We start from the raw sequence: 22,888 nt of genomic DNA on the forward strand, positions 1-22,888 counted from the left end.
CGCACCTAGGCTTGAGGTCAAGCGGCGGGCGCAGCACTCGTCCCCCGAGGTCAGACGCCCGCCGCCCTGGATCACGACAGGAGCGGGTTCGATGGCGGACAGCACGGGGCGGACGGCCCTCCGGACGCGGGGCCGCAGGGCCACCACCGCGTTCGGCGGCACCCGGCCCTCGGGCACCCGGCATCCCCTCGTCGCGGTCGCCATGGTGCTGCCGTTGGCGTTCCTCCTGGCCGTGGTCTTCGGCGGCTGGGAGGCCGTCGTCACACAGGCGTCGTCCGTGGTCGGAATGCTGGGGCGCTGAGCGGCGCCCCGGTCCCGGGAGAGCGGCCCGGGACGGGGACTTCCGACCGAAACCCCGTGGGGACGGGGGTGCGGCGGACGGCACGAGTGGCCGGGCATCTGGGGAGATGCCCGGCCATCGGGCTTTCCGGGCAGAGCACCAAAAACGCTGCGCGCTCTCCGAACTGCCCGCCTGCCCGCGGAAGTTGCCCCCCGAGGCACCCCTTTGAACAAACACCAAGGGCCGGAGCTTCTCGCTCCGGCCCTTGGATTTCCGGTGGACGATACTGGGATTGAACCAGTGACCTCTTCCGTGTCAGGGAAGCGCTCTCCCGCTGAGCTAATCGTCCTCGGGACCGCGGATTTCGTAGATCACCGCGGGTACTGCGTGCGCGATACTGGGATTGAACCAGTGACCTCTTCCGTGTCAGGGAAGCGCTCTCCCGCTGAGCTAATCGCGCGGGGACCTGCATGGTGCCAGGTCAGTGGACGATACTGGGATTGAACCAGTGACCTCTTCCGTGTCAGGGAAGCGCTCTCCCGCTGAGCTAATCGTCCTTGGAGGTGGAGACGGGATTTGAACCCGTGTAGACGGCTTTGCAGGCCGTTGCCTCGCCTCTCGGCCACTCCACCAGGAGTGTGCAGGGGGCTCGGGATGATCCCCCACATCGAGCGGACGACGAGACTCGAACTCGCGACATCCACCTTGGCAAGGTGGTGCTCTACCAACTGAGCTACGTCCGCGGGTGGCTCTCCCAGACCAGGTCGGGGAGCTCCCTGTCCTCCGGGGCGCTTTCGCGTCCCGGCGACGTGTTGAACTCTAGCGGATTCCTGGGCCAGTACAAAAACGCGTTTGTGCAGCGTGCTGCGGTGCTCGCTCGACCCGGGCGATCGACGGTGCCCCGCCATAGACTCACTGACGTGCACGATTTCGCTCCGATGGCCCGCTTCGGCGGGCTGATAGCCACCGACCTGCGCGATGTCACCAGCGATCCCGCGGCACTGGATTCCGCGGGTTGGTGGGCGGTGACCGCCGACTTCGAAGGGGGCGTGGTCTGCGCCCGCTTCGCCGACGTGCGGCCGGCCACCGCCGCGGACGCCCCCGCGCCCGATGCCTGGCGTGGACCCTCCCGGACGGACTGGCGCAGCTCCATGGACCGCGCCGCCTATACGGACGGCGTCCGCCGCATCCGTGCCCACATCGCGGCCGGCACGGTCTACCAGGTCAATCTCTGCCGGGTGTTGACCGCAGTGCTGCCCGACCCGGAGCGCTCCGATGTGGATGCGCTCTCCGCCGTCCTGGCTCGCGGGAACCCCGCGCCGTATGCCGGAACGATTCGGCTGCCCGCTCACGGCGTCGAGATCGCCACCGCCTCCCCGGAGCTCTTCCTGCGTCGGGACGGCCGCACCGTCGAGTCCGGCCCCATCAAGGGCACCGGGCGCACCGCTGCGGACCTTTCGGAGAAGGACCGGGCGGAGAACGTGATGATCGTGGACCTGGTCCGCAACGACCTGGGGCGGGTGTGCGGCACCGGCTCGGTCACCGTGCCCGCGCTGTGCGCGGTGGAGGAACACCCGGGCCTCGTCCACCTCGTCTCCACGGTGCGCGGCGAACTGGCCGAGTCCCACGAGAAGACGGCCTGGGCCGACCTCCTGGACGCCACCTTCCCGCCCGGGTCGGTCACCGGAGCCCCCAAGTCCAGCGCCCTGCGGATCATCGACGAGTTGGAGACCGCCCCGCGCGGCCCGTATTGCGGCGGCATCGGCTGGGTGGACGCCGACCGCCGCACCGGCTGGCTCAACGTCGGCATCCGCACGTTCTGGATCGACCGCGCCGCCCCCGAGGGCCCGGCGCTCCGGTTCGGCGCCGGGGCCGGGATCATCTGGGACTCGGACCCCGAGCGGGAGTGGGCGGAGACCGAGTTGAAGGCGCGCCGACTGCTCGCGGTAGCGTCCGGTGAGCACGAAGTGAGCGGAGGACGGAAACGATGAAGATCTGGTTGGACGGAGCGCTGCGGGACGCCGAGGGCGCCCGGGTCTCGGTCTTCGATCACGGCCTGACGGTCGGCGACGGGGTCTTCGAGACGATCAAGGCCGAGCGGGGCCGACCCTTCGCCCTCACCCGCCACTTGGAGCGCCTGGCGACCTCCGCCCGCGGTCTCGGGCTGCCCGCCCCCGACCTCGACGAGGTCCAACGCGGCTGCGCAGCCGTCCTGGAGGCCAACCCGATGCCCCTGGGCCGGCTGCGGATCACCTACACCGGGGGCGTCTCCCCGCTCGGCTCGGACCGCGGCGAGGCCGGCCCCACCCTGGTCGTCGCGCTCTCGGAGACCGGCCGGCGGCCCGACACCACCGCCGCCGTCACCGTCCCCTGGACGCGCAACGAGCACGGCGCCCTCGCCGGCCTGAAGACGACTTCGTACGGCGAGAACGTCGTCGCCCTCGCCCGCGCCCGTGAACAGGGCGCCTCCGAGGCGCTGTTCGCCAATACGGCCGGCGCGCTCTGCGAGGGCACCGGTTCCAACGTCTTCGTCGTCCTCAACGGCGAACTGCACACCCCGCCGCTGGCCTCCGGCTGCCTGGCCGGCATCACCCGTGCCCTGACCATCGCCTGGGCCGGCGCCAAGGAGACCGACCTGCCGCTCGCGGCCCTGGAGAGCGCCGAGGAGATCTTCCTGACCTCCACGTTGCGCGACGTCCAGGCCGTGACCCGGATCGACGGCCGCCAACTCGCCGACGGGCCGGGCCCGGTGACCGCCGAGGCGATGCGGATCTTCGAGCGGGAAGCGGCCGCGGACTTCGACCCGCGCTGATGATGACGGGCCGCGGGCAGGCGAGTAGAAAGTCCTCGTGACGACTACTCTGCGCCCCGCGGGCCCCGAGGTACGACACGACGACGGCCGTCGGTCCCGCCCCTACGACATCTGCGTCAACAGCCGCCGGGTCGGCGGGATCCAGCTGGCCACGGACGCCCGGTTCGGGCCGACCGCCGGGCGGATCGAGGCCCTGGCCATCGACGCCCCCGACCGGCACCGCGGCCGCGCCACGGTCGCCGCGCTGGCCGCCGAGGAGGTGCTGCGCGGCTGGGGCTGCCGGCAGATCGAACTGACCGTGCCCGCGGAGGCGGAGGCCGCGGTGCGCCTCTCGGCCGCCCTCAACTACACCGAACGCAGCCGCATCATGTCCCGGTCCCTGACCCGCCCGGGCCCGCTCCCGGACGGCAGCACCGATCGCCCGTTGGCCGACGCCGAGTTCGCGGCCTGGCGGGACGCCGCGATCGCCGAGCACATCCGGCAGGAGACCGCCCAGGGGATGCCCCGTGAGCGCGCCGAGGAGACCTCCCCGGGTGGGTTCGACGCCCTGCTCCCCGAGGGTGCGGCCACCGCCGGCCAGGTACTGCGGGTCCTCGTCCACGAGGGGAGCGAGGTCGGCACCCTCTGGCTCGCCCTGCGGCTCCCCGGGCAGCCCGGCGGCTACGTCATGGACGTGCGGGTCGCGCCCGAGCGCCGCGGGGAGGGGCACGGCCGCAGCCTGATGCTCGTCGCCGAACGCGAAACCCTGGCCGCGGGACGCTCCTCCCTGGCGCTCAACGTCTACCCGGACAACGCCCCGGCGCTCGGCCTCTACCGCGCACTGGGCTACCGGACGGCCGCCTACCGGCTGTGGAAGCCGATCCTCTGACCGGTCCGGAGCGTCCATCTCGGGCCGCTCCGGCGCCGCCGGCCGCGGCGCGTCAGCCCGCCGCGGCGTCCTGCCCGGCCAGCAGCCGCTCGACGAGCTCCTCGATCCGGGCCCGCAGGCCCTCCTGGCTCTTGCCACCGTCCAACCGCTCGCCGCCGATCACATACGTCGGAGTGCCGCTGACCCCGATCGCCTTGCCCTCGGCCTGGTCGGCGTCCACCACCAGCAGGTGCCGCCCGTCGATCAGGGCGGTGTCGATCTCCTCGGCGTCCAGCCCGAGTTCCCCGGCGACGTCCAGCAGCGCCTGCTCGCCGCGCTTGCCCACCTCCTCGGTCCGCGCCAGCACCGCCTCGATGTACGGCCAGCCCTGGCCCTGCTCGACGGCCTCCTCGGCAGCCTGGGCGGCCGCGTAGGCGTGCTTGTGCTTGGCCAACGGGAAGTGGCGCAGCCGGATCTCCAGGCGGTCGCCGAAGCGCTCGCGCAGCGCCCGTACGTCGGTCAGGGCGGTGGCGCAGTCCGGGCACTGCAGATCGCACCACACGTCGAGGACGGGGCGGGCGGGGCTGGCGGGGTGGTGGGGGCCGGAGACGGCGGCGTCGTTCATGGGGCCAGTGTTCCAGCCCGCAGCCCTGGCCAGGAACCCGGACCTGCGGAGGAGGGCGACCCCGAGATCTCCCTGAGGTCGTCGTCGGAACATGGCCTGCGAGGGGCCCGAGAGGGCAGGATGGAGGTGAGCGCGGAACGGCCGCTCGCCCCCTCGACCGGCAGGAGGACCGGATGCTGACCTCGACAGTCTGTGCCGCGGTATCGGCAGCGGGCCTGGGCATTGCCGCGCTGACCGCCTACCGCAAGCGTTTCCTGGCCGCGACCCGGATCGCCGCCTTCGCCCTGATCCCGATCGGCCTGGTGATGACGGGCGTCATCGACTGGGTCACCAGTATCGTCTTCAAGCCCACGGTCTGGGCCGGGTTCGGGGTGCTCGCGCTCTCCGCGGTGCTGTTCGCGATCGGCAGGCTGGCCGAGCGGCGCCGCGGGATACCGGGCCGCAAGGAGCGCCGGGCCGCGGCGGGTTCCGGGGCTCCGGCGGTGGCGCCGACCGCCTCCGCGCCCTCCCTCGGCTCCGCCCAGAAGGCCACCAAGGCCCCCAAGGCCACCGCGGCCCCGGGCGCGGACGTTGCCCCCAAGGATGACTTCTCGGACATCGAAGCGATCCTGAAAAAGCACGGGATTTGATGAACTCCCGCTGCTGACAGGGCTTTTGGGGATTCCGGGACGATCATCTGCGCCATGATGCGCACGAGATGAACGATGAGTGCGCCCTCGCCCAAGACGACGCCCCGTCCGCCGAACCGCGCGGTTGTCTTTTCGCGCTGTCCCAGCCGCCGTTGATGCTCTTCCTCGCCATCATCGGCCTACTGCTCCTCCTAGGCGCAGTACACGACCTCTACATCCTCTGAACGCCGACGGGCGCGTTCGGAGCGGGTCGGACGGACCCCGTTGCCGAAGGGCGGGCGGCCGCACCGCGGTCGCTCAGCTCGCCGCCTCCCGCCGCCGTGCGCGGTACGCCGCGACGTGCAGCCGGTTCCCGCAGGTCCGGCTGTCGCAGTAGCGCCGCGAGCGGTTGCGCGAGAGGTCCACGAAGGCGTGCCGGCAGTCCGGGGCCTCGCAGTGCCGCAGCCGCTCGCGCTCCCCGGCAACGAGGATGAAGGCCAGCGCCATCCCACCGTCCGCGGCCAGATGGTCGGCGACGGAGGCGCCGGGCGCGAAGTAGTGGACGTGCCAGTCGTAGCCGTCGTGGTCGGTCAGCCGCGGGGTGGTGCCGGCCGAGGCGACCAGCGTGTTCAGCCGCGCTGCCGCGGTGCGATCGTCGTCGGCGGCGAAGACCCCGGCGAACCGCGCCCGCACGGCCCGCACAGCCGCCAGGTCGTCCGGCCCCAGCGCCCCCACGTCACTGATCGCGTTGCGCCGGACGAAGTCCTGTAGGGCCGGAAGGTCTCTCAGGCTGTCCGGGGCGCCGGGGGACTCGCCTTCGGGTGCGGTGTTCAGCAGATCGACGACCGCGTCCAGCGCGCACCGGGTGTCATGGGTGATCAGCACGGTTCCGCTCCCTGGCCGGGTGGGGTCGGCCGGCGCCGCCCCGGTGTCGTTGGCGAATGGTCGCCGACTCTAGCGCCTGGAACGGGCTTCGGCGCCGTCCCCGCGGTGCTCCGCGGCGACGGCGCCGAAAGTGTGCCGTGTGAACTTGTCGGTCCTGCGCCGTCGCCCCGAGTCGGACGGTCGCAAGTGTGAGCGGGCGGATGCGGTGGGTGTGCGTGCTGCGTCTCAGCTCTCCGCCAGGATGTGGGAGAGCTCGGTGTCGAGATCGAAATGCCGGTGCTCCGTACCGGGCGGTACGGCGGCATCGGTCCGCTTCAGGAACGATTCCAGCGCCCGCGCCGGGGCCTCCAAGAGGGCTTCCCCCTCCGGGGAGCTCAGGGCGATGCAGACGACGCCCTGTCCGTGGCTCCGGGACGGCCAGACGCGGACGTCTCCGGTGCCCGTGGGCCGGTGCAGGCCCTCGGCGAGGAGGTCGCGGGCGAAGACCCACTCAACCGTTTCCTCGGCTCCGGTATGGAAGGTGGCATGCACGGCATACGGATCGGCCGTGTCATACCGCAGGCCCGCGGGTACAGGCAGTGAGGACTCGCTCGACACAACGAGGCGCAGGTGCAGCTCGCAGCTGACCGTGGTGTTCATAAGCGCCAGGGCCTTTCGCTCAGTGTGCGCTCGGGGATTCGCACGTCGGCGAAATCGACATGCCACCTACGGTGCCGTTGTAAACCCCTCTGACGGTTTTGGGTGGCTTCTGGTACCTCTGACGGCGGATTGCGTGATCGTCCTGGGAGGTGTTTCGGCCAGGTGATCTTGGCGGCGCGTGGCCGGTTTGGATACGCAGAGTAACGGGTGCCGGGGTGGTGCGTGGTGATCTTGGGTGGCTCGGCGTGCCGGGGCTGGCGGGGGTGTCCTCGTGCGGGCCGCGGGGAGGTCGTCCGGGGTGGTCGGGGGCGGTCCCGACGTGCGGTAATGTTGGCGGTGCGCCCGGGCGATTAGCTCAGTGGGAGAGCGCTTCGTTCACACCGAAGAGGTCACTGGTTCGAACCCAGTATCGCCCACCCGGGACGGCGGCCCGGAGACTTCAAGTCTCCGGGCCGCCGCGTTTGTTGGGCACTTCGCAGGCGGCGGGGAGCACACTGGGATCATGCCCGCCCCGCCCGCTCGTCCGCGTCGTCTGCACCGCTACCGCTTCCGTAGTGTCTGGCTGCTCGGTGCGCCGCCCACGGTGGTCTATGCGGTGTTGGGGCGGGCCGAGAGCTATCCCGGGTGGTGGCCGCAGGTGCGGGCGGTGGCTCCGTTGGAGGACGGCGGTGGGACCGCGCGGTTCCGGTCCTTCCTGCCGTACGAACTGGCCGTGGTGGTGCGGGAGACCGTGCGGGATCCGGGGGCGGGGGTGTTGGAGATAGCGATGGGCGGGGATCTGGTCGGCTGGGCGCGGTGGACGGTGGTGCCGGGGGAGGGTGGCACCCGGGCGGTCTTCGAGCAGGACGTGGAGGTCCGCAAGCCGGCGTTGCGGCGGTGGGCGCTGCTGGGGCGGCCGCTGTTCCGGATCAATCACGCGCTGATGATGCGGGCCGGGCGGCGCGGGTTGGCGGCCTGGCTGGCCCGCGGGTGAGGGGGCGGAACAGGAATTTGATGGAAGGGCGCGGCGGCCTGTATTGTTCAGGTCGTTCGCAGGGGAAACCCCGCGGGAACCCGGGCGATTAGCTCAGTGGGAGAGCGCTTCGTTCACACCGAAGAGGTCACTGGTTCGAACCCAGTATCGCCCACCGGGATCAGGGAGCCGGGCCGCCAACAGGCGGCCCGGCTCCCTGCGTTGAGGTGGTGCGTTCGCGGGCGGTGCGGTCAATTCCGTTGCGGTGTCGGAGGCTTGGGGGCTTGGGTGGAGCGAAGTCAGGCGGCGGCGGGGAGTTCGGGGCGCAGCGGCCAGTGTGGGTCGACGGCCTCGGGGGAGCCGGTGCGGGCGAACCACGCCTGGAGCCCGCGGGCCTGGGCCGCGTACCAGACCGTCTGTCGGGTGTGCAGTTCGGCCGGTTCCAGCCCGGCCAGGCGGTCGGCGAAGCGTCGGCCCAGCTCCCGGACCACCCGGAGCGCGGCCATGGCGTCCGCGGCCGCCTCGTGGGCGTCGGTCAGCTCGACCTCGTAGTGCGCGCACAGGTCGGTGAGGGTGCGGCGGCCCTTGCGGTAGCGGTCCAGGTGTTTGTCCAGGACGCGGGGGTCGAGGACGTGCAGTGGTTGTGCCCCCAGGTAGGTGGTCAGGGAGCTGGCGCGGTGGCGCTTCAACTCCCGTTCCACCAGCGTGAGATCGAACGGCGCGTTCATCACCACCAGGGGGCGGCCGGCCACCGCCTGCGCGGCCAGCGCGCGGGCCACCTCCTCCAACACCGGTGCCGGCCAGCGGCCGTGCAGCGCGAGGTGGTCGGCCGTCAGGCCGTGCACGGCCTGGGCGGCCTCCGGTATCTCCACCCCTGGGTTGATCAACCAGCGGGTGACGCGCGGCGCGGCGCGCGGGGTCTCCTGGACCACCAGGGCGGCGGAGACGATGCGATCGCGCTCGACGTCGATGCCCGTGGTCTCGGTGTCAAAGGCGGCCAGTGGACCGTCATACCAGCGCGGCATCATCCAACTCCTCGCGGTCGTACGGGGGATGACGGTGTGCGCCATCCGTGCTGGTGATACCCGACTGACAGTCGGCTCGAACCGCCCTTGTTTGCGGCCCTCTTGACGCGGAGACAACCAAGGTGACGGATGGCGCGCACCGCGCGGCCGGCGGCGCACCACACCGGCCCCGGCCCCGCCGCCCGCCCCCAACGATCGGCACAGCCCGGAAGGCACCCGCGATGACCCTCGCGCAGCCCGAACCGGGCGGGCTGTTCCCTCCCAGCGACAGGTACCCCCCGCCCCCCACCGCGCCGCTGCGCGGCCAACTCGCCACGACGGCCTGCATGGAGACGTTCCAGGTGGGCTATCTGCACGCGATCGCCGCCGCCTCCGGATGCTCGCTGGCGCAGCCCTTCCCGGACAACGGCATCGACTGGCACGTCAGCCACGCCGCGCCCGGCCACACCGTCGACGACGAGGTGACCGTCAAGGTGCAGCTCAAGTGCACCTACCAGATCGCCCCCCGCCCACCGGGGCCCACCTTCGCCTTCACGCTCGACAACGACCACCTGGTGAAGCTGGCCCGCACCCCGGTGGCGGTGCACAAGATCCTCGTCGTGATGCTGGTCCCGCGGGAGCCGGACGACTGGCTGCGGGCCGGGCACGACCACCTCGAACTGCGGCACTGCTGCTACTGGATCAACCTCGCCGGCCATCCGGTGACCGGCCGGCGCAGGACCACCGTGCGGATCCCGACCACGCGGATCTTCGACGACCGTGCGCTGCGCGAGATCATGACGCGGGTCGGGGCGGGAGGGAGACCCTGATGGACCGGCTGACCGATGACTACGGCGCGCGGCCGCCGGATCCCGCGCGGCTCGACCCGGCCGTGCTGGGCGCCCTGTTGGCCCGGCACGGTTGGCGGCGGCGGGGCGGCGCGGCCGGCCCGTATTCCCGCTGGACGCCGCCGGGTGGGATGGGTGGTACCAGCCTCCTGGTGCCGCACGACCGTCGCTTTCCGGACAGCGCCGAGCTGCTCGCCGAGGCGCTGACCGCGCTGGCGCGCAGCGGTACCGCCTCGGCCCGCGAGGTACTGGTCGGGCTCGCGGTGCCCAGCGACGAGGTCCGCTGGGAGCGGGAGGTCCCCGACGGCGCCACCGGCGGGGCGCGCGGGGCGGCGCAGGAGCAACTGCGCGGCGCGGCCCGGGCGATGCTGACCGCCGGCGCGCTGGCGAGTTACTCCCGGGCCGGCTTCTACGGCGCCCGTCACCAGCGCCGTGCCGAGGGCTTTCTCGGGCAGGTGCTGATCGGCCCGGCGCCCGCCGGCCGGCACTTGGCCGCGTTCGTCCCCGTTCCGGCCGGGCGGGGCGCGGTCGCCGCGCTCCAACGGGCGCTGCACGCGGCCCGGGACGCCACCGACTACCAGCGGGCCACCGGCCGCATGGAGGCGTTCGACGCCGCCGTCGGGCTGGGCGTCTGCCACGAGTTGGCGCAGTCGTTGATCGCGTTGGTGCTGGGTGCGGAGGGGGTGCGGATCGCCCTCGCGTGGTCGCCCGCGGCCGGCACCCCGCCCGGGTTCGCGGCCCGCCCCGAACCCGTCGAGTTCTCGCCCGGCGATCTGCCGGCGCTCCAACAGGCCGCGCAGCGTTACGTCCGGGCCGAGCCGCCGTTGCCCGTGCGCGTCACCGGCACCGTCGTACGGCTGCGCCGGGAGCGGCCGGACGGTCCGGGGGCGGTGCGGCTGCGGGTGCTCTCCGGCGCGGACGTGCGGCAGGTGCGGGCCGCCCTGGGTGAGGAGGACTACCGGATCGCCGGGCATGCGCATCTGGCCGGGCTGCCGGTCCGGGTCTGCGGCCGCCTGGAGAGCCGGGGCGGTTTCCGGCGGATCACGGGAGCCCGGGACGTCACGCCGGTCCCGGTCGATCCGGCCGACCGGGACCGGTTGTTGAAGGCGCTGCTGGACGACCCCGCCGACCCGGTGGACACCGCGGATCCCGGGGGCGCGGGTTTCGACGATCCGGACGCGGCGTGCGACGGGTCGCGGGCGGGCGCCTGAGCGGGGCGCGGTAACCGTTTCGCGGTGCGGTCCCCTCGCTCGGTACGATTCGGGGGCGCAGCAAACGCTGACGCGAGTAAAGAGTCAGGAGAGACCGGTGTCAGACGTCCGTGTGACCGTCCAACGCGATTCCGAGCGGGAAGAACGCGTGGTGACCACGGGCACTACGGCCGCCGACCTCTTCGAGGGTGAGCGCAGCATCGTGGCGGCGCGGGTGGCCGGCGAGCTGAAGGACCTCACCTACGCGCTGGCCGACGGCGACGAGGTCGAGCCGGTCGAGATCACCTCCGAGGACGGCCTGAACATCCTGCGGCACTCCGCCGCGCACGTGATGGCGCAGGCGGTGCAGGAGCTCTTCCCCGAGGCCAAGCTGGGCATCGGCCCGCCGATCAAGGACGGCTTCTACTACGACTTCGACGTCGAGAAGCCCTTCCACCCGGACGATCTCAAGCGCATCGAGAAGAAGATGCAGGAGATCCAGAAGCGCGGCCAGAAGTTCGCCCGCCGCGCGGTGTCCGACGAGGCGGCCCGCGAGGAGCTGGCGGACGAGCCGTACAAGCTGGAGCTGATCGGCCTCAAGGGCTCCGCAGCGGACGCCGCCGAGGGCGCCTCCGCCGAGGTCGGCGCCGGCGAGCTGACCATCTACGACAACCTCGACGCCAAGACCGGCGAGCTGTGCTGGAAGGACCTGTGCCGCGGGCCGCACCTGCCCAGCACCCGGCACATCCCGGTCTTCAAGCTGATGCGGTCGGCCGCCGCCTACTGGCGCGGCAGCGAGAAGAACCCGCAGCTCCAGCGCATCTACGGCACCGCGTGGCCGACCAAGGACGAGCTGAAGGCGTACCTGGACTTCCTCGCCGAGGCCGAGAAGCGCGACCACCGCAAGCTGGGCGCCGAGCTGGACCTCTTCTCCGTCCCGGAGCAGATCGGCTCCGGCCTCGCCGTCTTCCACCCCAAGGGCGGCATCGTCCGCCGGGTGATGGAGGACTACTCGCGGCGCCGCCACGAGGAAGAGGGCTACGAGTTCGTCTACACCCCGCACGCGACGAAGGGGAAGCTCTTCGAGACCTCGGGCCACCTGGACTGGTACGCCGACGGCATGTACCCGCCCATGCAGCTCGACGAGGGCGTGGACTACTACCTCAAGCCCATGAACTGCCCGATGCACAACCTGATCTTCGATGCGCGCGGCCGCTCATACCGTGAACTGCCGCTGCGCCTCTTCGAGTTCGGGACGGTGTACCGCTACGAGAAGTCCGGCGTGGTGCACGGCCTGACCCGGGCCCGCGGCTTCACGCAGGACGACGCGCACATCTACTGCACCCGCGAGCAGATGGCCGACGAGCTCGACCGGACGCTCACCTTCGTGCTCAACCTGCTGCGCGACTACGGCCTGGACGACTTCTACCTGGAGCTGTCCACCAAGGACCCGAAGAAGTTCGTCGGCTCGGACGAGGTCTGGGAGGAGGCCACCGAGACCCTCCGTCAGGTGGCGGACAAGCAGGGCCTCCCGCTGGTCCCGGACCCGGGCGGCGCCGCCTTCTACGGCCCGAAGATCTCCGTCCAGACCAAGGACGCGATCGGCCGCACCTGGCAGATGTCGACGATCCAGCTCGACTTCAACCTGCCGGAGCGCTTCGACCTCGAATACACCGCGGCGGACGGGAGCAAGCAGCGCCCGGTCATGATCCACCGCGCGCTGTTCGGTTCGATCGAGCGGTTCTTCGCGGTGCTGTTGGAGCACTACGCGGGCGCCTTCCCGGCGTGGCTGGCCCCGGTGCAGGCCACCTGCATCCCGATCGGCGACGCGCACGTCCCGTACCTGGAGGACTTCGTCAAGGAGGCGAAGGCCAAGGGGCTGCGGCTGGAGGTGGACGCCTCCTCGGACCGGATGCAGAAGAAGATCAGGAACGCCCAGAAGTCCAAGGTGCCGTTCATGATCCTGGCCGGTGACGACGACCTGGCCGCCGGCGCGGTGTCGTTCCGTTACCGCGACGGTTCGCAGGAGAACGGCATCCCCAAGGAGGAGGCGCTGGCCAAGCTCCTGGACGTGGTGGAGCGCCGCGCGCAGGTCTGACGCGCAGGACGTGACGAGGGGCGGTCCCACCGGGACCGCCCCTCGCCGCATCTCCGGCCGGCCCGGGAGAATATGCTTCGCAACATGACGAGTGAGCCGGAACAGCAGATCGGAGTCGGGACGCAGGACGCGTTCCAGCGCCTGTGGACTCCCCATCGGATGGCGTACATCCAGGGGGAGAACAAGCCGAGCGGCCCGGGGGCCGGGGACGGCTGTCCGTTCTGCAACATTCCCGCGAAGTCGGACGAGGACGGTCTGGTGATCGCCCGCGGGGAGCGGGTCTACGCGGTGCTGAACCTCTACCCGTACAACGGCGGGCACCTCATGGTCGTCCCGTTCCGGCACGTCGCCGACTACACCGACCTCGACGAGGCGGAGACGGCGGAGCTGGCGGACTTCACCAAGCGCGCGATGACGGCGCTGCGCACCGCGTCCGGGGCGCACGGCTTCAACATCGGGATGAACCAGGGCTCGGTCGCGGGCGCCGGTATCGCCGCCCACCTGCACCAGCACGTCGTTCCCCGCTGGGGCGGCGACACCAACTTCATGCCGGTGGTCGGGCACACCAAGGTGTTGCCGCAGCTTCTCGCCGACACCCGGGCGATGCTCGCCGCGGCCTGGCCGGTGTAGGCGTCGCACCCCGGTGAACGGGACGACACGCACCCCGATAAACCGTATAAATCGCCCCGATTGGGAATTCTTCCGCCTCTAATGGGGTGGTGACTTCCCTAGATCGTCGTTCCGTGCTGCGCGCGGCCGCCTCGGCGGCGGCCGTCGGCGCACTCACGACGGGCTGCGACCCGAAGCGCTCGGCGGACGACTCCGCCTCCGCACGTCCCCCCGGCGGACCGAGCCCCCAAGGGACGGGCCGGCCCGCCGCCCGGCACCCCGCCGCCCGGCCGCCGACCCGGGCGCCCGGCCTCCCCGCGGAGATCGAACACGGGTCGCGCGAGGGCCATGCGGTGGCCCTCACCTTCCACGGCCGCGGCGACCCGAAGCTGGGGCGGGCGCTGCTGGGCGAGGCCGAGCGGGCCGGCGCCCGCGTCACCGTCCTCGCCGTCGGCGACTGGCTCGACGAGCATCCCGAGATGGCCCGCCGGGTCCTCGACGGCGGCCATGAGCTCGGCAACCACACCATGCACCACCGCAACATCTGTGCGCTGCCCGCGGATGCCGCGTACGCCGAGATCAGCCAGTGCGCCGACCGGCTGCGCAGGCTCACCGGCAGCATCGGTAGCTGGTTCCGCCCCTCGCAGACCCAACGGGCCACCCGGCAGGTGATCCAGCTGGCCCGGAAGGCGGGCTACCCGCACGTCCTGTCGTACGACGTGGACTCCCTCGACGCGAACGATCCCGGGGCCCGGGCCGTCCAGCGCACGGTCCTCGACGGCGTCCGGCCGGGCTCGGTCGTCAGTCTCCACCTCGGGCACGCCGGCACGGTGGCCGCGCTGCCCCCGATCCTCGACGGCCTCCGCCGGCGCGGTCTGCGCGCGGTGACGACAACGGAGCTAGTGACCTGATGGCTGACCGGAACCGTACCCATCCCCGCCCGACCGGCCCCCGCCCCCTCCGCCGCGCCGCGCTGCTGGTCACCGCCTGCGCCCTGGCGGCGGCGGGGTGCAGCGGCGGTGGGCAGTCCGCCTCCACCGCGCGGCCCGCGTCGGCCGCGCCCCACAAGGCCGTCGTCCAGGGCCTGCCGGGCATGCCGCCGGTGCTGGACGCGCACGACCTGTACGCCGCGGACCGGCCCAACCAACTGGCGCCGCACGTCAAGAACTTCCCGTCGCGGGTGTACGTGCCCAACACCGGCTCCGACACGGTCAGCGTGATCGACCCCAAGACGTACAAGGTCATCGAGACGATCCCGGTGGGCGTGCAGCCGCAACACGTGGTGCCGTCCTGGGACATGAAGACGCTGTGGGTCAACAACAACCGGGGGCACGACCTCACCCCGATCGACCCGGCCACCGGCAAGGCCGGCAAGCCGGTGAAGGTCCACGACCCGTACAACCTCTACTTCACGCCCGACGGGAAGTACGCGGTGGTGATGGCCTCCATGGACCGGCAGTTGGTGTTCCGGGACCCGCACACCATGGAGATCCGCAAGACCCTGCCGGTCGACTGCGCGGGCGTCAACCACGCCGACTTCTCGCCCGACGGCAAGTACTTCATCGTCTCCTGCGAGTTCTCCGGGGAGCTGCTCAAGGTCGACACCGCGAAGATGGAGGTGGTCGACAAGCAGAAGCTGCCGTTCGAGGGCGCGATGCCGCAGGACGTGAAGATCTCGCCGGACGGCAGGACCTGGTACATCGCCGACATGATGGCCGACGGTGTGTGGATCCTGAACGGCGACACCTTCGGCAAGCCCAGGCTGCTGCCGACCGGCAAGGGCGCGCACGGCCTCTACGTCAGCCGCGACTCCCGCACCATGTACGTCTCCAACCGGGGCGAGGGCTCCATCTCGCTGCTGGACTTCAAGACCGGTGACCTGGTCGGCAAGTGGCACATCAAGGGCGGCGGCAGCCCCGACATGGGCGGGGTCTCGTCGGACGGCAAGGTGCTGTGGCTCTCGGGGCGGTACAACTCCGAGGTCTATGCGCTCGACACCGCGACGGGGAAGACGTTGGCGAAGATCCGGGTGGGGGAGGGGCCGCACGGGCTGGCGGTGTATCCGCAGCCGGGGCGGTACTCGTTGGGGCACACCGGGATCTTCCGCTAGGACCTCTCCGACCCTGACCCACCGGACAGGCCCCTAGCCGCCCGGCGGCGGCCCGCCTGCGGGGCGGGACGGACAACGGACGGGCGCGCGCCCGGCTTTGCTGCCGTGCGCGCGCCCGTCCGCGTGTGTGCGGGGTGCCGTCCCTACGCGTTGTACTCGTCGGCCTTCTTCGGCTCGGCGCCCTGGACCATGCCGCTGAGCACCAGCGAGCGGTTGTCGAAGCGCTCGGTGTCGACGCCGTTCTCCCGCAGGACGCCCATCGCGGCGGTGTGCACGGCCCGCAGGACCGGCGTCGCGGCGCGCAGCGCGTCATCGGCCATGAAGCGGTGGCGCCAGGGCTTGTCGGCCCAGACGTGGCGCAGGCCGAACGGCTCGGGGAGGCCCAACTTGCCGCCGAGGAAGTCCAGTACCGGAGGGAACCACGTCAGCGGGGCGCGGGCGGCGAGCCGGACCACCTCGGACGGTTCGATCAGCGGCAGCGTCACCTTCTTCGTCTCCCAGAAGCGGACGACCTTGGCGACGTCCTTGGTCTTGGGCGACGGCTTGCTGGTGAACAGGGAGTTGACCGGGCCGAGCGCATGGCCGCTGACCTCGATGCGCAGCGTCTCGTGCAGGACGGTGACGGTGATCAGCAGCGTGATCACCAACTGGCCGTCCCACAGCACGAATTGGACGCCGAGGTAGTGTCGGTCGCCGCTGCCGAACTGCTGCTCGTTGCAGATCCGCTCTATCTCGTGCCCACGGATCTCGTAGCCGTCCACGTGGCTGCCCTCGGGGCGGGAGACGCCCTTGGCGTTCTCGCCGACCGGGGAGACGACCCAGTGACGGACGGAGGGCGGCTGCTGGAAGCCACCGGTGTGCAGCGGGCTGCGCTCCAACAGGCGCAGCCGGTCGTGGATCGCGCGGATGACGTCCCAACTGCGGAACGGGTGGATCTCGGTGCCCTCCTGGGCCGGCCGGAGCTCCTCGGCCAACTGCCAACTGCCCCAGCGGGTGCCCATCCCGAGTATGCCCTTGGGGCCGGCGTAGAAGACGACGTTGCTGCGCTGCTCGGCGGAGACCTTGGCGAGGTTGTGCCGCAGGGTCTCGGCGGAGGTGTGGTTGGGGTCCTGCGGCACCGCCTCGGGGATCTTCGCCGCGACCCCGCCGCCCTCCAACAGGCCCTTCCACGCCTCCCGTAGCGTCACCGCGGTCCGCTCGCAGATCTGCTTGGCCAGCCACCAGCCCACCACCGGGGCGATGAGCATGCCGCGGGCGTACAGCGGCCAGAAGCCGGTCCACGGCAGCTTGATCATGAAGAACAGGCCGGCGGCGGCCAACAGCGCCAACAGCGCGCCGCCCAACAGGGAGATGCCGTTGCCCTCGCCGTCCTTGGAGAACATCTTGCGGAGCTGGAAGGCGCCCAGCCAGAGCAGCACCCCGGGCAGGAACAGCAGCCCGCACACCACCATCAGGACGGTCAGCTGGGTGTCGCGCTGCTTGCGGATGCGGGTGGCCGACAGGCAGTGCTCGACGACCGTCTGGGGCTCCGTCCCGAAGGACTGGATCAGCGGGCCGCGGCCGCCGCCGAGCATCCGCACCTGGACGGCGCGGGAGAACGCCTCGCCCAAATTGGGGGCGAACAGGGAGAGCTTGGGCTTCTTGATGTCGGAGGTGCCGGAGTCGGAGTCCGCCTTGGAGATGTCCGAGAGCGGGCTGTCCCGGTAGGCGGCCGAGGCCAGCGCCTGGGTCGCCGCGGTCTGTCCCGCGCCCCCCGAAATGGGGACCTGCGCCCCCGGACTGAAGTCAAAGCCGTCTGCCACTACCGCCCCCACACCCTCGCGTACCCGCTGATGCGCTCTACCCGACTGCGCTTGCGCGCACACCTGCCGCACCGGCCGGTTCGCACGGTGGCGCACCACGCCCGGCGCAGCGGGGAGTCCCAGCGTACAGCCGCCGCCCCGACCCAACAGGGCCCTTGTGGACGGCGGCTGACCGGGCGTTAACTATGCGCCGATCTCGGCCTGTTCGCGCATCCTGGCGGCGAGCTGCCCGGGCATCGGCTCGTGCCGCAGATAGCCGCGGCTGAACCGGCCGGTGCCGTGCGAGAGCGAGCGCAGGTCAACGGCGTAGCGGCCGACCTCGATCTCCGGCACCTCGGCGCGGACCAACGTGCGCCCGGCGCCGGACTGTTCGGTGCCCACCACCCGCCCGCGGCGGCCGGAGAGGTCGCTGAGCACCGGGCCGACGTACTCGTCCGGTACCAGGACGCGGACGTCGGCGACCGGTTCCAGGAGCGCGATCGTGGTCTGCGCGGCGGCCTCCCGCAGCGCCAGCGCCCCCGCCGTCTGGAACGCGGCGTCGGAGGAGTCGACCGAGTGGGACTTGCCGTCGAGCAGGGTGACCCGGATGTCGACGAGCGGATAGCCGGCGGCGATCCCGCGGGCGGCCTGGGCCCGCACCCCCTTCTCCACGGACGGGATGAACTGCCGGGGCACCGCGCCGCCGACGACCTTGTCCACGAACTCGATGCCGGAGCCGCCCGGCAGCGGCTCGACCTCGATCTCGCAGATCGCGAACTGGCCGTGCCCACCGGACTGTTTGACATGCCGGCCGCGACCCGCGGCGGCACCGCCGAACGTCTCGCGCAGCGCGACCTTGTGGTCCACGGTGTCGACCTGGACGCCGTAACGGGAGCGCAGCCGCTCCAGCGCCACGTCGGCGTGCGCCTCGCCCATGCACCACAGGACCACCTGGTGGGTGTCCTGGTTGTGCTCCAGCCGCATCGTCGGGTCCTCGGCCACCAGACGGGCCAGCCCTTGGGAGAGCTTGTCCTCGTCGGCCTTGCTGTGCGCCCGGATGGCGATCGGGAGCAGCGGGTCGGGCATCTCCCACGGCTCCATCAGCAGCGGGGAGTCCTTGGCCGAGAGGGTGTCGCCGGTCTCGGCGCGGGTCAGCTTGGCCACGCAGGCCAGGTCGCCGGCGATGGCCTGGGGCAGCGGGCGTTGCTGTTTGCCGAAGGGCGCGGAGAGCGCGCCGACCCGCTCGTCGACGTCGTGGTCCTCGTGGCCGCGGTCGGTCAGGCCGTGACCGGAGACGTGCACCGTCTCGTCCGGGCGCAGCGTGCCGGAGAAGACCCGGACCAGGGAGAGCCGGCCGACGTACGGGTCCGAGGAGGTCTTGACCACCTCGGCGGCGAGCGGGCCCTCGGGGTCGCAGCCCAGGCTCGCCCGCGGCGAGCCGTCCGGCGCGGTGACGGCGGGGGTCTCGCGCTCCGACGGGGTGGGGAAGCCGCCGGTGATCAACTCCAGCAGTTCCACGGTGCCCAGCCCCTGCTTGGCGCCTTCGCTTGCCGGGGCGGCGGCCAGGACGGGGTGGAAGGAGCCCCGGGCCACCGCGGTCTCCAGGTCGCCGATGAGGGTCTTGACGTCGATCTGCTCGCCGGCGAGGTAGCGGTCCATGAGGGACTCGTCCTCGCTCTCGGCGATGATCCCCTCGATGAGGCGGTTGCGGGCCGTCTCGATCAGCGGGAGCTCCTCGTCGGTGGGCGCGCGCTCGGTGCGTTCGCCCGAGGAGTAGTCGAAGACCCGTTGGGAGAGCAGGCCGATCAGGCCGTTGACGGGCGCGTGGCCGTCGGCGCCGGGGGCGCCGTACAGGGGGAGGTAGAGGGGCAGGACGGCGTCCACGTCGTCGCCCCCGAAGGTCACCGCGCAGCGCCGGGTCATCTCGTCGAAGTCGGCGCGGGCGGCCTCCAGGTGCGTGATGACCAGGGCGCGCGGCATCCCGACGGCCGCGCACTCGTCCCACACCATCCGGGTCGCGCCGGCCACCCCGTCCGCCGCCGAGACGACGAAAAGGGCCGCGTCCGCGGCGCGCAGACCGGCCCTGAGTTCCCCGACGAAATCGGCGTATCCGGGGGTGTCCAACAGATTGATCTTGATTCCGCCCCAGTCGACCGGGACGAGGGAGAGCTGTACCGAGCGCTGCTGGCGGTGTTCGATCTCGTCGTAGTCGGACAGACAGCCGCCGTCCTCGACCCGGCCCGCCCGGTTGACCGCGCCGGACGCCAGCGCGAGCGCCTCGACCAGGGTGGTCTTCCCCGAGCCGCTGTGGCCGACCAGCACCACATTGCGCAGGGCCGCGGGCCGGTCGGCCGTCGGTGCCCTTCCGGCGGCTCCTGGGTGTGTACTCGACTTCTCGCTCATGTGTCTCGCCTCCAGGTCGACACTTTGCGGTGATTCGAGCTTTCCACCGGGTTCAGGATGCGTCCATACATGGCGCGCGGGCCGGTCGCTCCCTGGGGTCTGTCCGGCCATGTCGGCCCCGCGGGCGCGGCGGGCGGCGCGCGGTGGCCGGCCCGAGCCCCGGGGAAGCGCCCCGCGCCGCGATGCCTTCGCGGTGCCCCGCGGCGTCCTGGCTACGATGGGCCAGCCGGTGGCCCCTTGACCGCGCGGCCCATATCGACTTCCGGGAAGGTCATGCTGAACAAGTACGCGCGTGCGTTCTTCACGCGTGTTCTCACACCGTTCGCCGCCCTGCTCATCCGTCTCGGGGTCAGCCCGGACGCGGTCACCCTCATCGGGACCGGCGGTGTGGTGGCCGGCGCCCTGATCTTCTATCCCCAGGGTGAGTTCTTCTGGGGCACGGTCGTGATCACGCTGTTCGTCTTCTCCGACCTGGTCGACGGGAACATGGCGCGGCAACTGGGCCGCTCCAGCAGGTGGGGCGCTTTCCTCGACTCCACCCTCGACCGGGTCGCGGACTCCGCGATCTTCGGTGGGTTGGCGCTCTGGTACGCCGGGCGCGGCGACAACCTCGCGCTCTGCGCGGTCGCCATCTTCTGCCTCGCCAGCGGCCAGGTCGTCTCGTACACCAAGGCGCGCGGCGAGGCCATCGGGCTGCCGGTGGCCGTGAACGGCCTGGTGGAGCGGGCCGAGCGGCTGGTGATCTCGCTGGTCGCCTGCGGCCTGTCCGGGCTGCAGGCGTTCGGGGTGCCGGGCGTGCAGATCCTGCTGCCGATCGCCCTGTGGGTGGTCGCCGTGGGCAGCGCCGTCACCCTCGGCCAGCGTGTGGTGACGGTACGACGGGAGTCGGCCGAGGCCGACGCCATCGCGCAAGGGGGGAACGGCTGATGGGCCGCGGAAACCTGATCGACCTCGACAAGCTGACGGACGGGCTCTACGGCCTGGGCTGGAGCACCGTCAAGCGGCTGCCGGAGGGCGTCGCGGTGCAGCTCGGGCGGCAGATCGCCGACCTGGCCTGGCGGCGGCGCGGCAAGGGCGTCCGGCGCCTGGAGTCCAACCTCGCCCGGGTCGTGCCGGACGCCTCCGCGGAGCGGCTGGCGGAGCTCTCCCGGGCCGGGATGCGCTCGTACATGCGGTACTGGATGGAGTCCTTCCGACTGCCGGCGTGGAGCCCCGAGCGGATAAAGGCCGGTTTCGCCCCCCAGGACGTGCACTACCTGGAGGAGGGCCTCAAGAGCGACCGCGGGGTGATCCTCGCACTGCCCCACATGGGCAACTACGACCTGGCCGGCGTCTGGGTCACCACCAAGCTCAACACCCCGTTCACCACCGTTGCCGAGCGCCTGAAGCCGGAGTCGCTCTACGACCGGTTCGTCGCCTACCGCGAGGGGCTGGGCATGGAGGTGCTGCCGCACACCGGCGGCGCCGCGTTCGGCACGCTGGCCCGGCGGCTGCGCGCCGGCGGCCTGGTCTGCCTGGTTGCCGACCGCGACCTGTCCAGCTCCGGAATACCGGTGAAGTTCTTCGGCGAGCAGACCAAGATGCCGGCCGGGCCCGCGATGCTCGCCCTCCAGACCGGCGCGATGCTGCTGCCCGTCACCCTCTGGTACGACGAGAGCCCCGTCATGCGCGGCCGGGTCCACCCGGAGATCGACGTACCGGAGAACGGCACCCGCGCCGAGAAGGCCGCCCACATGACCCAGGCGCTCGCCGACGCCTTCGCCTCCGGCATCGCCGACCACCCCGAGGACTGGCACATGCTCCAGCGCCTGTGGCTCTCCGACCTGGAGCCGCGCGAGGGCACCCCCGGAACGGAGCCCGCGTGAAGATCGGCGTCGTCTGCCCGTACTCCTGGGACGTCCCCGGCGGCGTCCAGTTCCACATCCGCGACCTGGCCGAGCATCTGATCCGCCTCGGCCACGACGTCTCCGTCCTGGCCCCCGCCGACGACGAGACCCCGCTGCCCTCCTACGTCGTCCCGGCCGGCCGTGCCGTCCCCGTCCCGTACAACGGCTCGGTGGCCCGCCTGAACTTCGGCTTCCTCTCCGCCGCCCGGGTCCGCCGCTGGCTCCAGAACGGCGCCTTCGACGTCATCCACATCCACGAGCCGGCATCCCCGTCCCTCGGCCTGCTCGCCTGCTGGGCCGCCCAGGGCCCGATCGTGGCGACCTTCCACACCTCCAACCCGCGCTCCCGCGCCATGATCGCGGCGTACCCGATCCTGCAGCCCGCGCTGGAGAAGATCAGCGCCCGGATCGCGGTCAGCGAGTACGCCCGCCGCACCCTGGTCGAGCACCTCGGCGGCGACGCGGTGGTCATCCCCAACGGCGTGGACGTCGACTTCTTCGGCCAAGCCGAACCGCGCCCCGAGTGGCAGGGCCGCACCATCGGCTTCATCGGCCGGATCGACGAGCCCCGCAAGGGCCTGCCGGTCCTGATGAAGGCGCTGCCCGCTATCCTCGACGCGGTCCCCGACGCCCGCCTGTTGGTCGCCGGCCGCGGCGACCAGGACGAGGCCGTCGCCGACCTGCCCGCCGAACTGCGCTCCCGGGTCGAGTTCCTCGGCATGGTCTCCGACGAGGACAAGGCGCGACTGCTGCGCAGCGTGGACGTCTACGTCGCGCCCAATACGGGCGGCGAGTCCTTCGGGATCATCCTGGTGGAGGCGATGTCCGCCGGCGCCCCCGTACTGGCCAGCGACCTCGACGCGTTCGCCCAGGTCCTGGACCAGGGCGAGGCCGGCGAACTCTTCGCCAACGAGGACGCCGAAGCGCTTGCCGCTGCGGCGATCCGCCTCCTGAACCGCCCCGAACGGTTGGCCGAGCTCCGCACCCGCGGCACGAAGCACGTCCGCCGCTTCGACTGGACGACGGTCGGCGCGGACATCCTCGCCGTCTACGAAACGGTGGCCACCGGCGCGTCCGCGGTAGCCACGGACGAGCGCGTGGGGGCGCGGGCGCGGCGCAAGGCCTAGGCGGCCGGCGGGCTTCCCACGTTGCCGGCTGACGCCGGTTGGTTCCCACGTTGTTGGGTTTCCCGCCGTGCGGGTTGCTGTTGTTTGCGCCTGGCGGCGCTGGCTGTGTTGTCCGCTGCGCGGGGCTTTTGGGGTGCGGTGACGGTCCTCCGGGGTGGGGGTGCCAGACTGCTTCGCTTTACGT

The 22,888-nt window shown here is 71.8% G+C and carries 22 protein-coding genes and 7 tRNA genes; 18 read left to right on the top strand and 11 right to left on the bottom strand.

The genetic code is table 11. The features are described 5' to 3' along the window. Positions 1-91: 91 nt before the first annotated feature. Positions 92-301: a hypothetical protein gene (locus ACFVFQ_RS20650; RefSeq protein ID WP_383418052.1), complete on the top strand. Its 210-nt coding sequence runs from the start codon at positions 92-94 to the stop codon at positions 299-301. 256 nt (positions 302-557) lie between these two features. Here ACFVFQ_RS20650 and ACFVFQ_RS20655 read toward each other — a convergent pair. The 5 genes from ACFVFQ_RS20655 to ACFVFQ_RS20675 all read right to left on the bottom strand — a co-directional run bounded on the left by ACFVFQ_RS20655 (position 558) and on the right by ACFVFQ_RS20675 (position 1,023). Then, positions 558-629, bottom strand: a tRNA-Val gene (locus tag ACFVFQ_RS20655). A gap of 39 nt (positions 630-668) precedes the next feature. Then, a tRNA-Val gene (locus tag ACFVFQ_RS20660) sits at positions 669-740 on the bottom strand. Between the two features lie 25 nt (positions 741-765). Beyond that, positions 766-837, bottom strand: a tRNA-Val gene (locus tag ACFVFQ_RS20665). Between the two features lies 1 nt (position 838). Next, a tRNA-Cys gene (locus ACFVFQ_RS20670) sits at positions 839-912 on the bottom strand. Between the two features lie 38 nt (positions 913-950). Beyond that, positions 951-1,023: transfer RNA gene (locus ACFVFQ_RS20675), tRNA-Gly, on the bottom strand. 177 nt (positions 1,024-1,200) lie between these two features. On the opposite strand from ACFVFQ_RS20675, the gene ACFVFQ_RS20680 reads away from it, so the two are divergent. The 3 genes from ACFVFQ_RS20680 to ACFVFQ_RS20690 are packed head-to-tail and all read left to right on the top strand — an operon-like array spanning position 1,201 to position 3,960. Next, a complete protein-coding gene (locus ACFVFQ_RS20680; RefSeq protein ID WP_383418054.1) occupies positions 1,201-2,271 on the top strand; it encodes a chorismate-binding protein in 1,071 nt (356 codons plus the stop codon). Further along, positions 2,268-3,092, top strand: coding sequence for an aminotransferase class IV (locus ACFVFQ_RS20685; RefSeq protein ID WP_383418056.1), 825 nt, complete (start codon positions 2,268-2,270; stop codon positions 3,090-3,092). The genes ACFVFQ_RS20680 and ACFVFQ_RS20685 overlap by 4 nt, the downstream gene beginning before the upstream one ends. Positions 3,093-3,129: 37 nt before the next feature. After that, positions 3,130-3,960: a GNAT family N-acetyltransferase gene (locus tag ACFVFQ_RS20690; protein WP_383418058.1), complete on the top strand. Its 831-nt coding sequence runs from the start codon at positions 3,130-3,132 to the stop codon at positions 3,958-3,960. 52 nt (positions 3,961-4,012) lie between these two features. Here ACFVFQ_RS20690 and ACFVFQ_RS20695 read toward each other — a convergent pair whose 3' ends face one another. After that, positions 4,013-4,564: a DsbA family protein gene (locus ACFVFQ_RS20695; RefSeq protein ID WP_383418060.1), complete on the bottom strand. Its 552-nt coding sequence runs from the start codon at positions 4,562-4,564 to the stop codon at positions 4,013-4,015. 173 nt (positions 4,565-4,737) lie between these two features. On the opposite strand from ACFVFQ_RS20695, the gene ACFVFQ_RS20700 reads away from it, so the two are divergent. Both ACFVFQ_RS20700 and ACFVFQ_RS20705 read left to right on the top strand, forming a co-directional pair. Further along, entirely contained in the window at positions 4,738-5,193 is a 456-nt protein-coding gene (locus tag ACFVFQ_RS20700) for a hypothetical protein (RefSeq protein WP_383418062.1), read from the top strand. Between the two features lie 68 nt (positions 5,194-5,261). Further along, positions 5,262-5,417, top strand: a complete 156-nt coding sequence (locus ACFVFQ_RS20705; RefSeq protein WP_274916978.1) for a hypothetical protein — start codon at positions 5,262-5,264, stop codon at positions 5,415-5,417. A gap of 73 nt (positions 5,418-5,490) precedes the next feature. Here ACFVFQ_RS20705 and ACFVFQ_RS20710 read toward each other — a convergent pair whose 3' ends face one another. Both ACFVFQ_RS20710 and ACFVFQ_RS20715 read right to left on the bottom strand, forming a co-directional pair. Continuing rightward, complete coding sequence (locus ACFVFQ_RS20710; RefSeq protein WP_383418065.1) at positions 5,491-6,057, bottom strand: CGNR zinc finger domain-containing protein; 567 nt, start codon at positions 6,055-6,057, stop codon at positions 5,491-5,493. A gap of 225 nt (positions 6,058-6,282) precedes the next feature. After that, entirely contained in the window at positions 6,283-6,696 is a 414-nt protein-coding gene (locus ACFVFQ_RS20715; RefSeq protein WP_003959770.1) for an SsgA family sporulation/cell division regulator, read from the bottom strand. A 344-nt stretch (positions 6,697-7,040) separates the two neighbouring features. On the opposite strand from ACFVFQ_RS20715, the gene ACFVFQ_RS20720 reads away from it, so the two are divergent. The 3 genes from ACFVFQ_RS20720 (at position 7,041) to ACFVFQ_RS20730 (ending at position 7,823) form a co-directional block, all read left to right on the top strand. Continuing rightward, a tRNA-Val gene (locus tag ACFVFQ_RS20720) sits at positions 7,041-7,112 on the top strand. An 86-nt stretch (positions 7,113-7,198) separates the two neighbouring features. After that, the gene (locus tag ACFVFQ_RS20725; RefSeq protein WP_383418067.1) at positions 7,199-7,669 is read left to right on the top strand and encodes an SRPBCC family protein; all 471 of its coding nucleotides are present in this window, start codon (positions 7,199-7,201) and stop codon (positions 7,667-7,669) included. Between the two features lie 82 nt (positions 7,670-7,751). Next, positions 7,752-7,823, top strand: a tRNA-Val gene (locus tag ACFVFQ_RS20730). Between the two features lie 124 nt (positions 7,824-7,947). Here the strand turns inward: ACFVFQ_RS20730 and ACFVFQ_RS20735 are convergent. Continuing rightward, positions 7,948-8,673: an exonuclease domain-containing protein gene (locus tag ACFVFQ_RS20735; RefSeq protein WP_383418331.1), complete on the bottom strand. Its 726-nt coding sequence runs from the start codon at positions 8,671-8,673 to the stop codon at positions 7,948-7,950. 221 nt (positions 8,674-8,894) lie between these two features. Here ACFVFQ_RS20735 and ACFVFQ_RS20740 point away from each other — a divergent pair, with 221 nt between their 5' ends. The 6 genes from ACFVFQ_RS20740 (at position 8,895) to ACFVFQ_RS20765 (ending at position 15,507) form a co-directional block, all read left to right on the top strand. Further along, positions 8,895-9,482, top strand: coding sequence for a DUF4365 domain-containing protein (locus ACFVFQ_RS20740; RefSeq protein ID WP_383418069.1), 588 nt, complete (start codon positions 8,895-8,897; stop codon positions 9,480-9,482). Then, complete coding sequence (locus ACFVFQ_RS20745; RefSeq protein WP_383418071.1) at positions 9,482-10,711, top strand: hypothetical protein; 1,230 nt, start codon at positions 9,482-9,484, stop codon at positions 10,709-10,711. Before ACFVFQ_RS20740 ends, ACFVFQ_RS20745 begins: the two co-directional genes overlap by 1 nt. 97 nt (positions 10,712-10,808) lie before the next feature. Next, on the top strand, positions 10,809-12,788 hold the full coding sequence (thrS, locus tag ACFVFQ_RS20750) for a threonine--tRNA ligase (protein ID WP_383418073.1): 1,980 nt from the start codon (positions 10,809-10,811) through the stop codon (positions 12,786-12,788). A gap of 72 nt (positions 12,789-12,860) precedes the next feature. After that, on the top strand, positions 12,861-13,418 hold the full coding sequence (locus tag ACFVFQ_RS20755) for an HIT family protein (protein WP_383418075.1): 558 nt from the start codon (positions 12,861-12,863) through the stop codon (positions 13,416-13,418). Positions 13,419-13,507: 89 nt separating this feature from the next. Continuing rightward, complete coding sequence (locus tag ACFVFQ_RS20760; RefSeq protein WP_383418078.1) at positions 13,508-14,308, top strand: polysaccharide deacetylase family protein; 801 nt, start codon at positions 13,508-13,510, stop codon at positions 14,306-14,308. Continuing rightward, a complete protein-coding gene (locus tag ACFVFQ_RS20765; protein WP_383418080.1) occupies positions 14,308-15,507 on the top strand; it encodes a YncE family protein in 1,200 nt (399 codons plus the stop codon). Before ACFVFQ_RS20760 ends, ACFVFQ_RS20765 begins: the two co-directional genes overlap by 1 nt. 143 nt (positions 15,508-15,650) lie before the next feature. Here ACFVFQ_RS20765 and ACFVFQ_RS20770 read toward each other — a convergent pair whose 3' ends face one another. Together ACFVFQ_RS20770 and ACFVFQ_RS20775 are read right to left on the bottom strand one after the other, a co-directional pair. Next, complete coding sequence (locus ACFVFQ_RS20770) at positions 15,651-17,309, bottom strand: hypothetical protein (protein WP_383418082.1); 1,659 nt, start codon at positions 17,307-17,309, stop codon at positions 15,651-15,653. A gap of 183 nt (positions 17,310-17,492) precedes the next feature. Then, a complete protein-coding gene (locus ACFVFQ_RS20775) occupies positions 17,493-19,691 on the bottom strand; it encodes an elongation factor G-like protein EF-G2 (RefSeq protein ID WP_383418084.1) in 2,199 nt (732 codons plus the stop codon). A 273-nt stretch (positions 19,692-19,964) separates the two neighbouring features. Here ACFVFQ_RS20775 and pgsA point away from each other — a divergent pair, with 273 nt between their 5' ends. The 3 genes from pgsA to ACFVFQ_RS20790 are packed head-to-tail and all read left to right on the top strand — an operon-like array spanning position 19,965 to position 22,704. After that, positions 19,965-20,618, top strand: a complete 654-nt coding sequence (gene pgsA / locus ACFVFQ_RS20780) for a phosphatidylinositol phosphate synthase (protein ID WP_383418086.1) — start codon at positions 19,965-19,967, stop codon at positions 20,616-20,618. Then, a complete protein-coding gene (locus ACFVFQ_RS20785) occupies positions 20,618-21,556 on the top strand; it encodes a phosphatidylinositol mannoside acyltransferase (RefSeq protein WP_383418088.1) in 939 nt (312 codons plus the stop codon). The genes pgsA and ACFVFQ_RS20785 overlap by 1 nt, the downstream gene beginning before the upstream one ends. Continuing rightward, entirely contained in the window at positions 21,553-22,704 is a 1,152-nt protein-coding gene (locus tag ACFVFQ_RS20790) for a glycosyltransferase family 4 protein (RefSeq protein WP_383418091.1), read from the top strand. Before ACFVFQ_RS20785 ends, ACFVFQ_RS20790 begins: the two co-directional genes overlap by 4 nt. Positions 22,705-22,888: the final 184 nt, after the last annotated feature.

Origin of the sequence: Streptomyces sp. NPDC057743 (assembly GCF_042798755.1) — a bacterium.
In the GTDB taxonomy this organism is placed as follows: Bacteria; Actinomycetota; Actinomycetes; order Streptomycetales; family Streptomycetaceae; genus Streptomyces.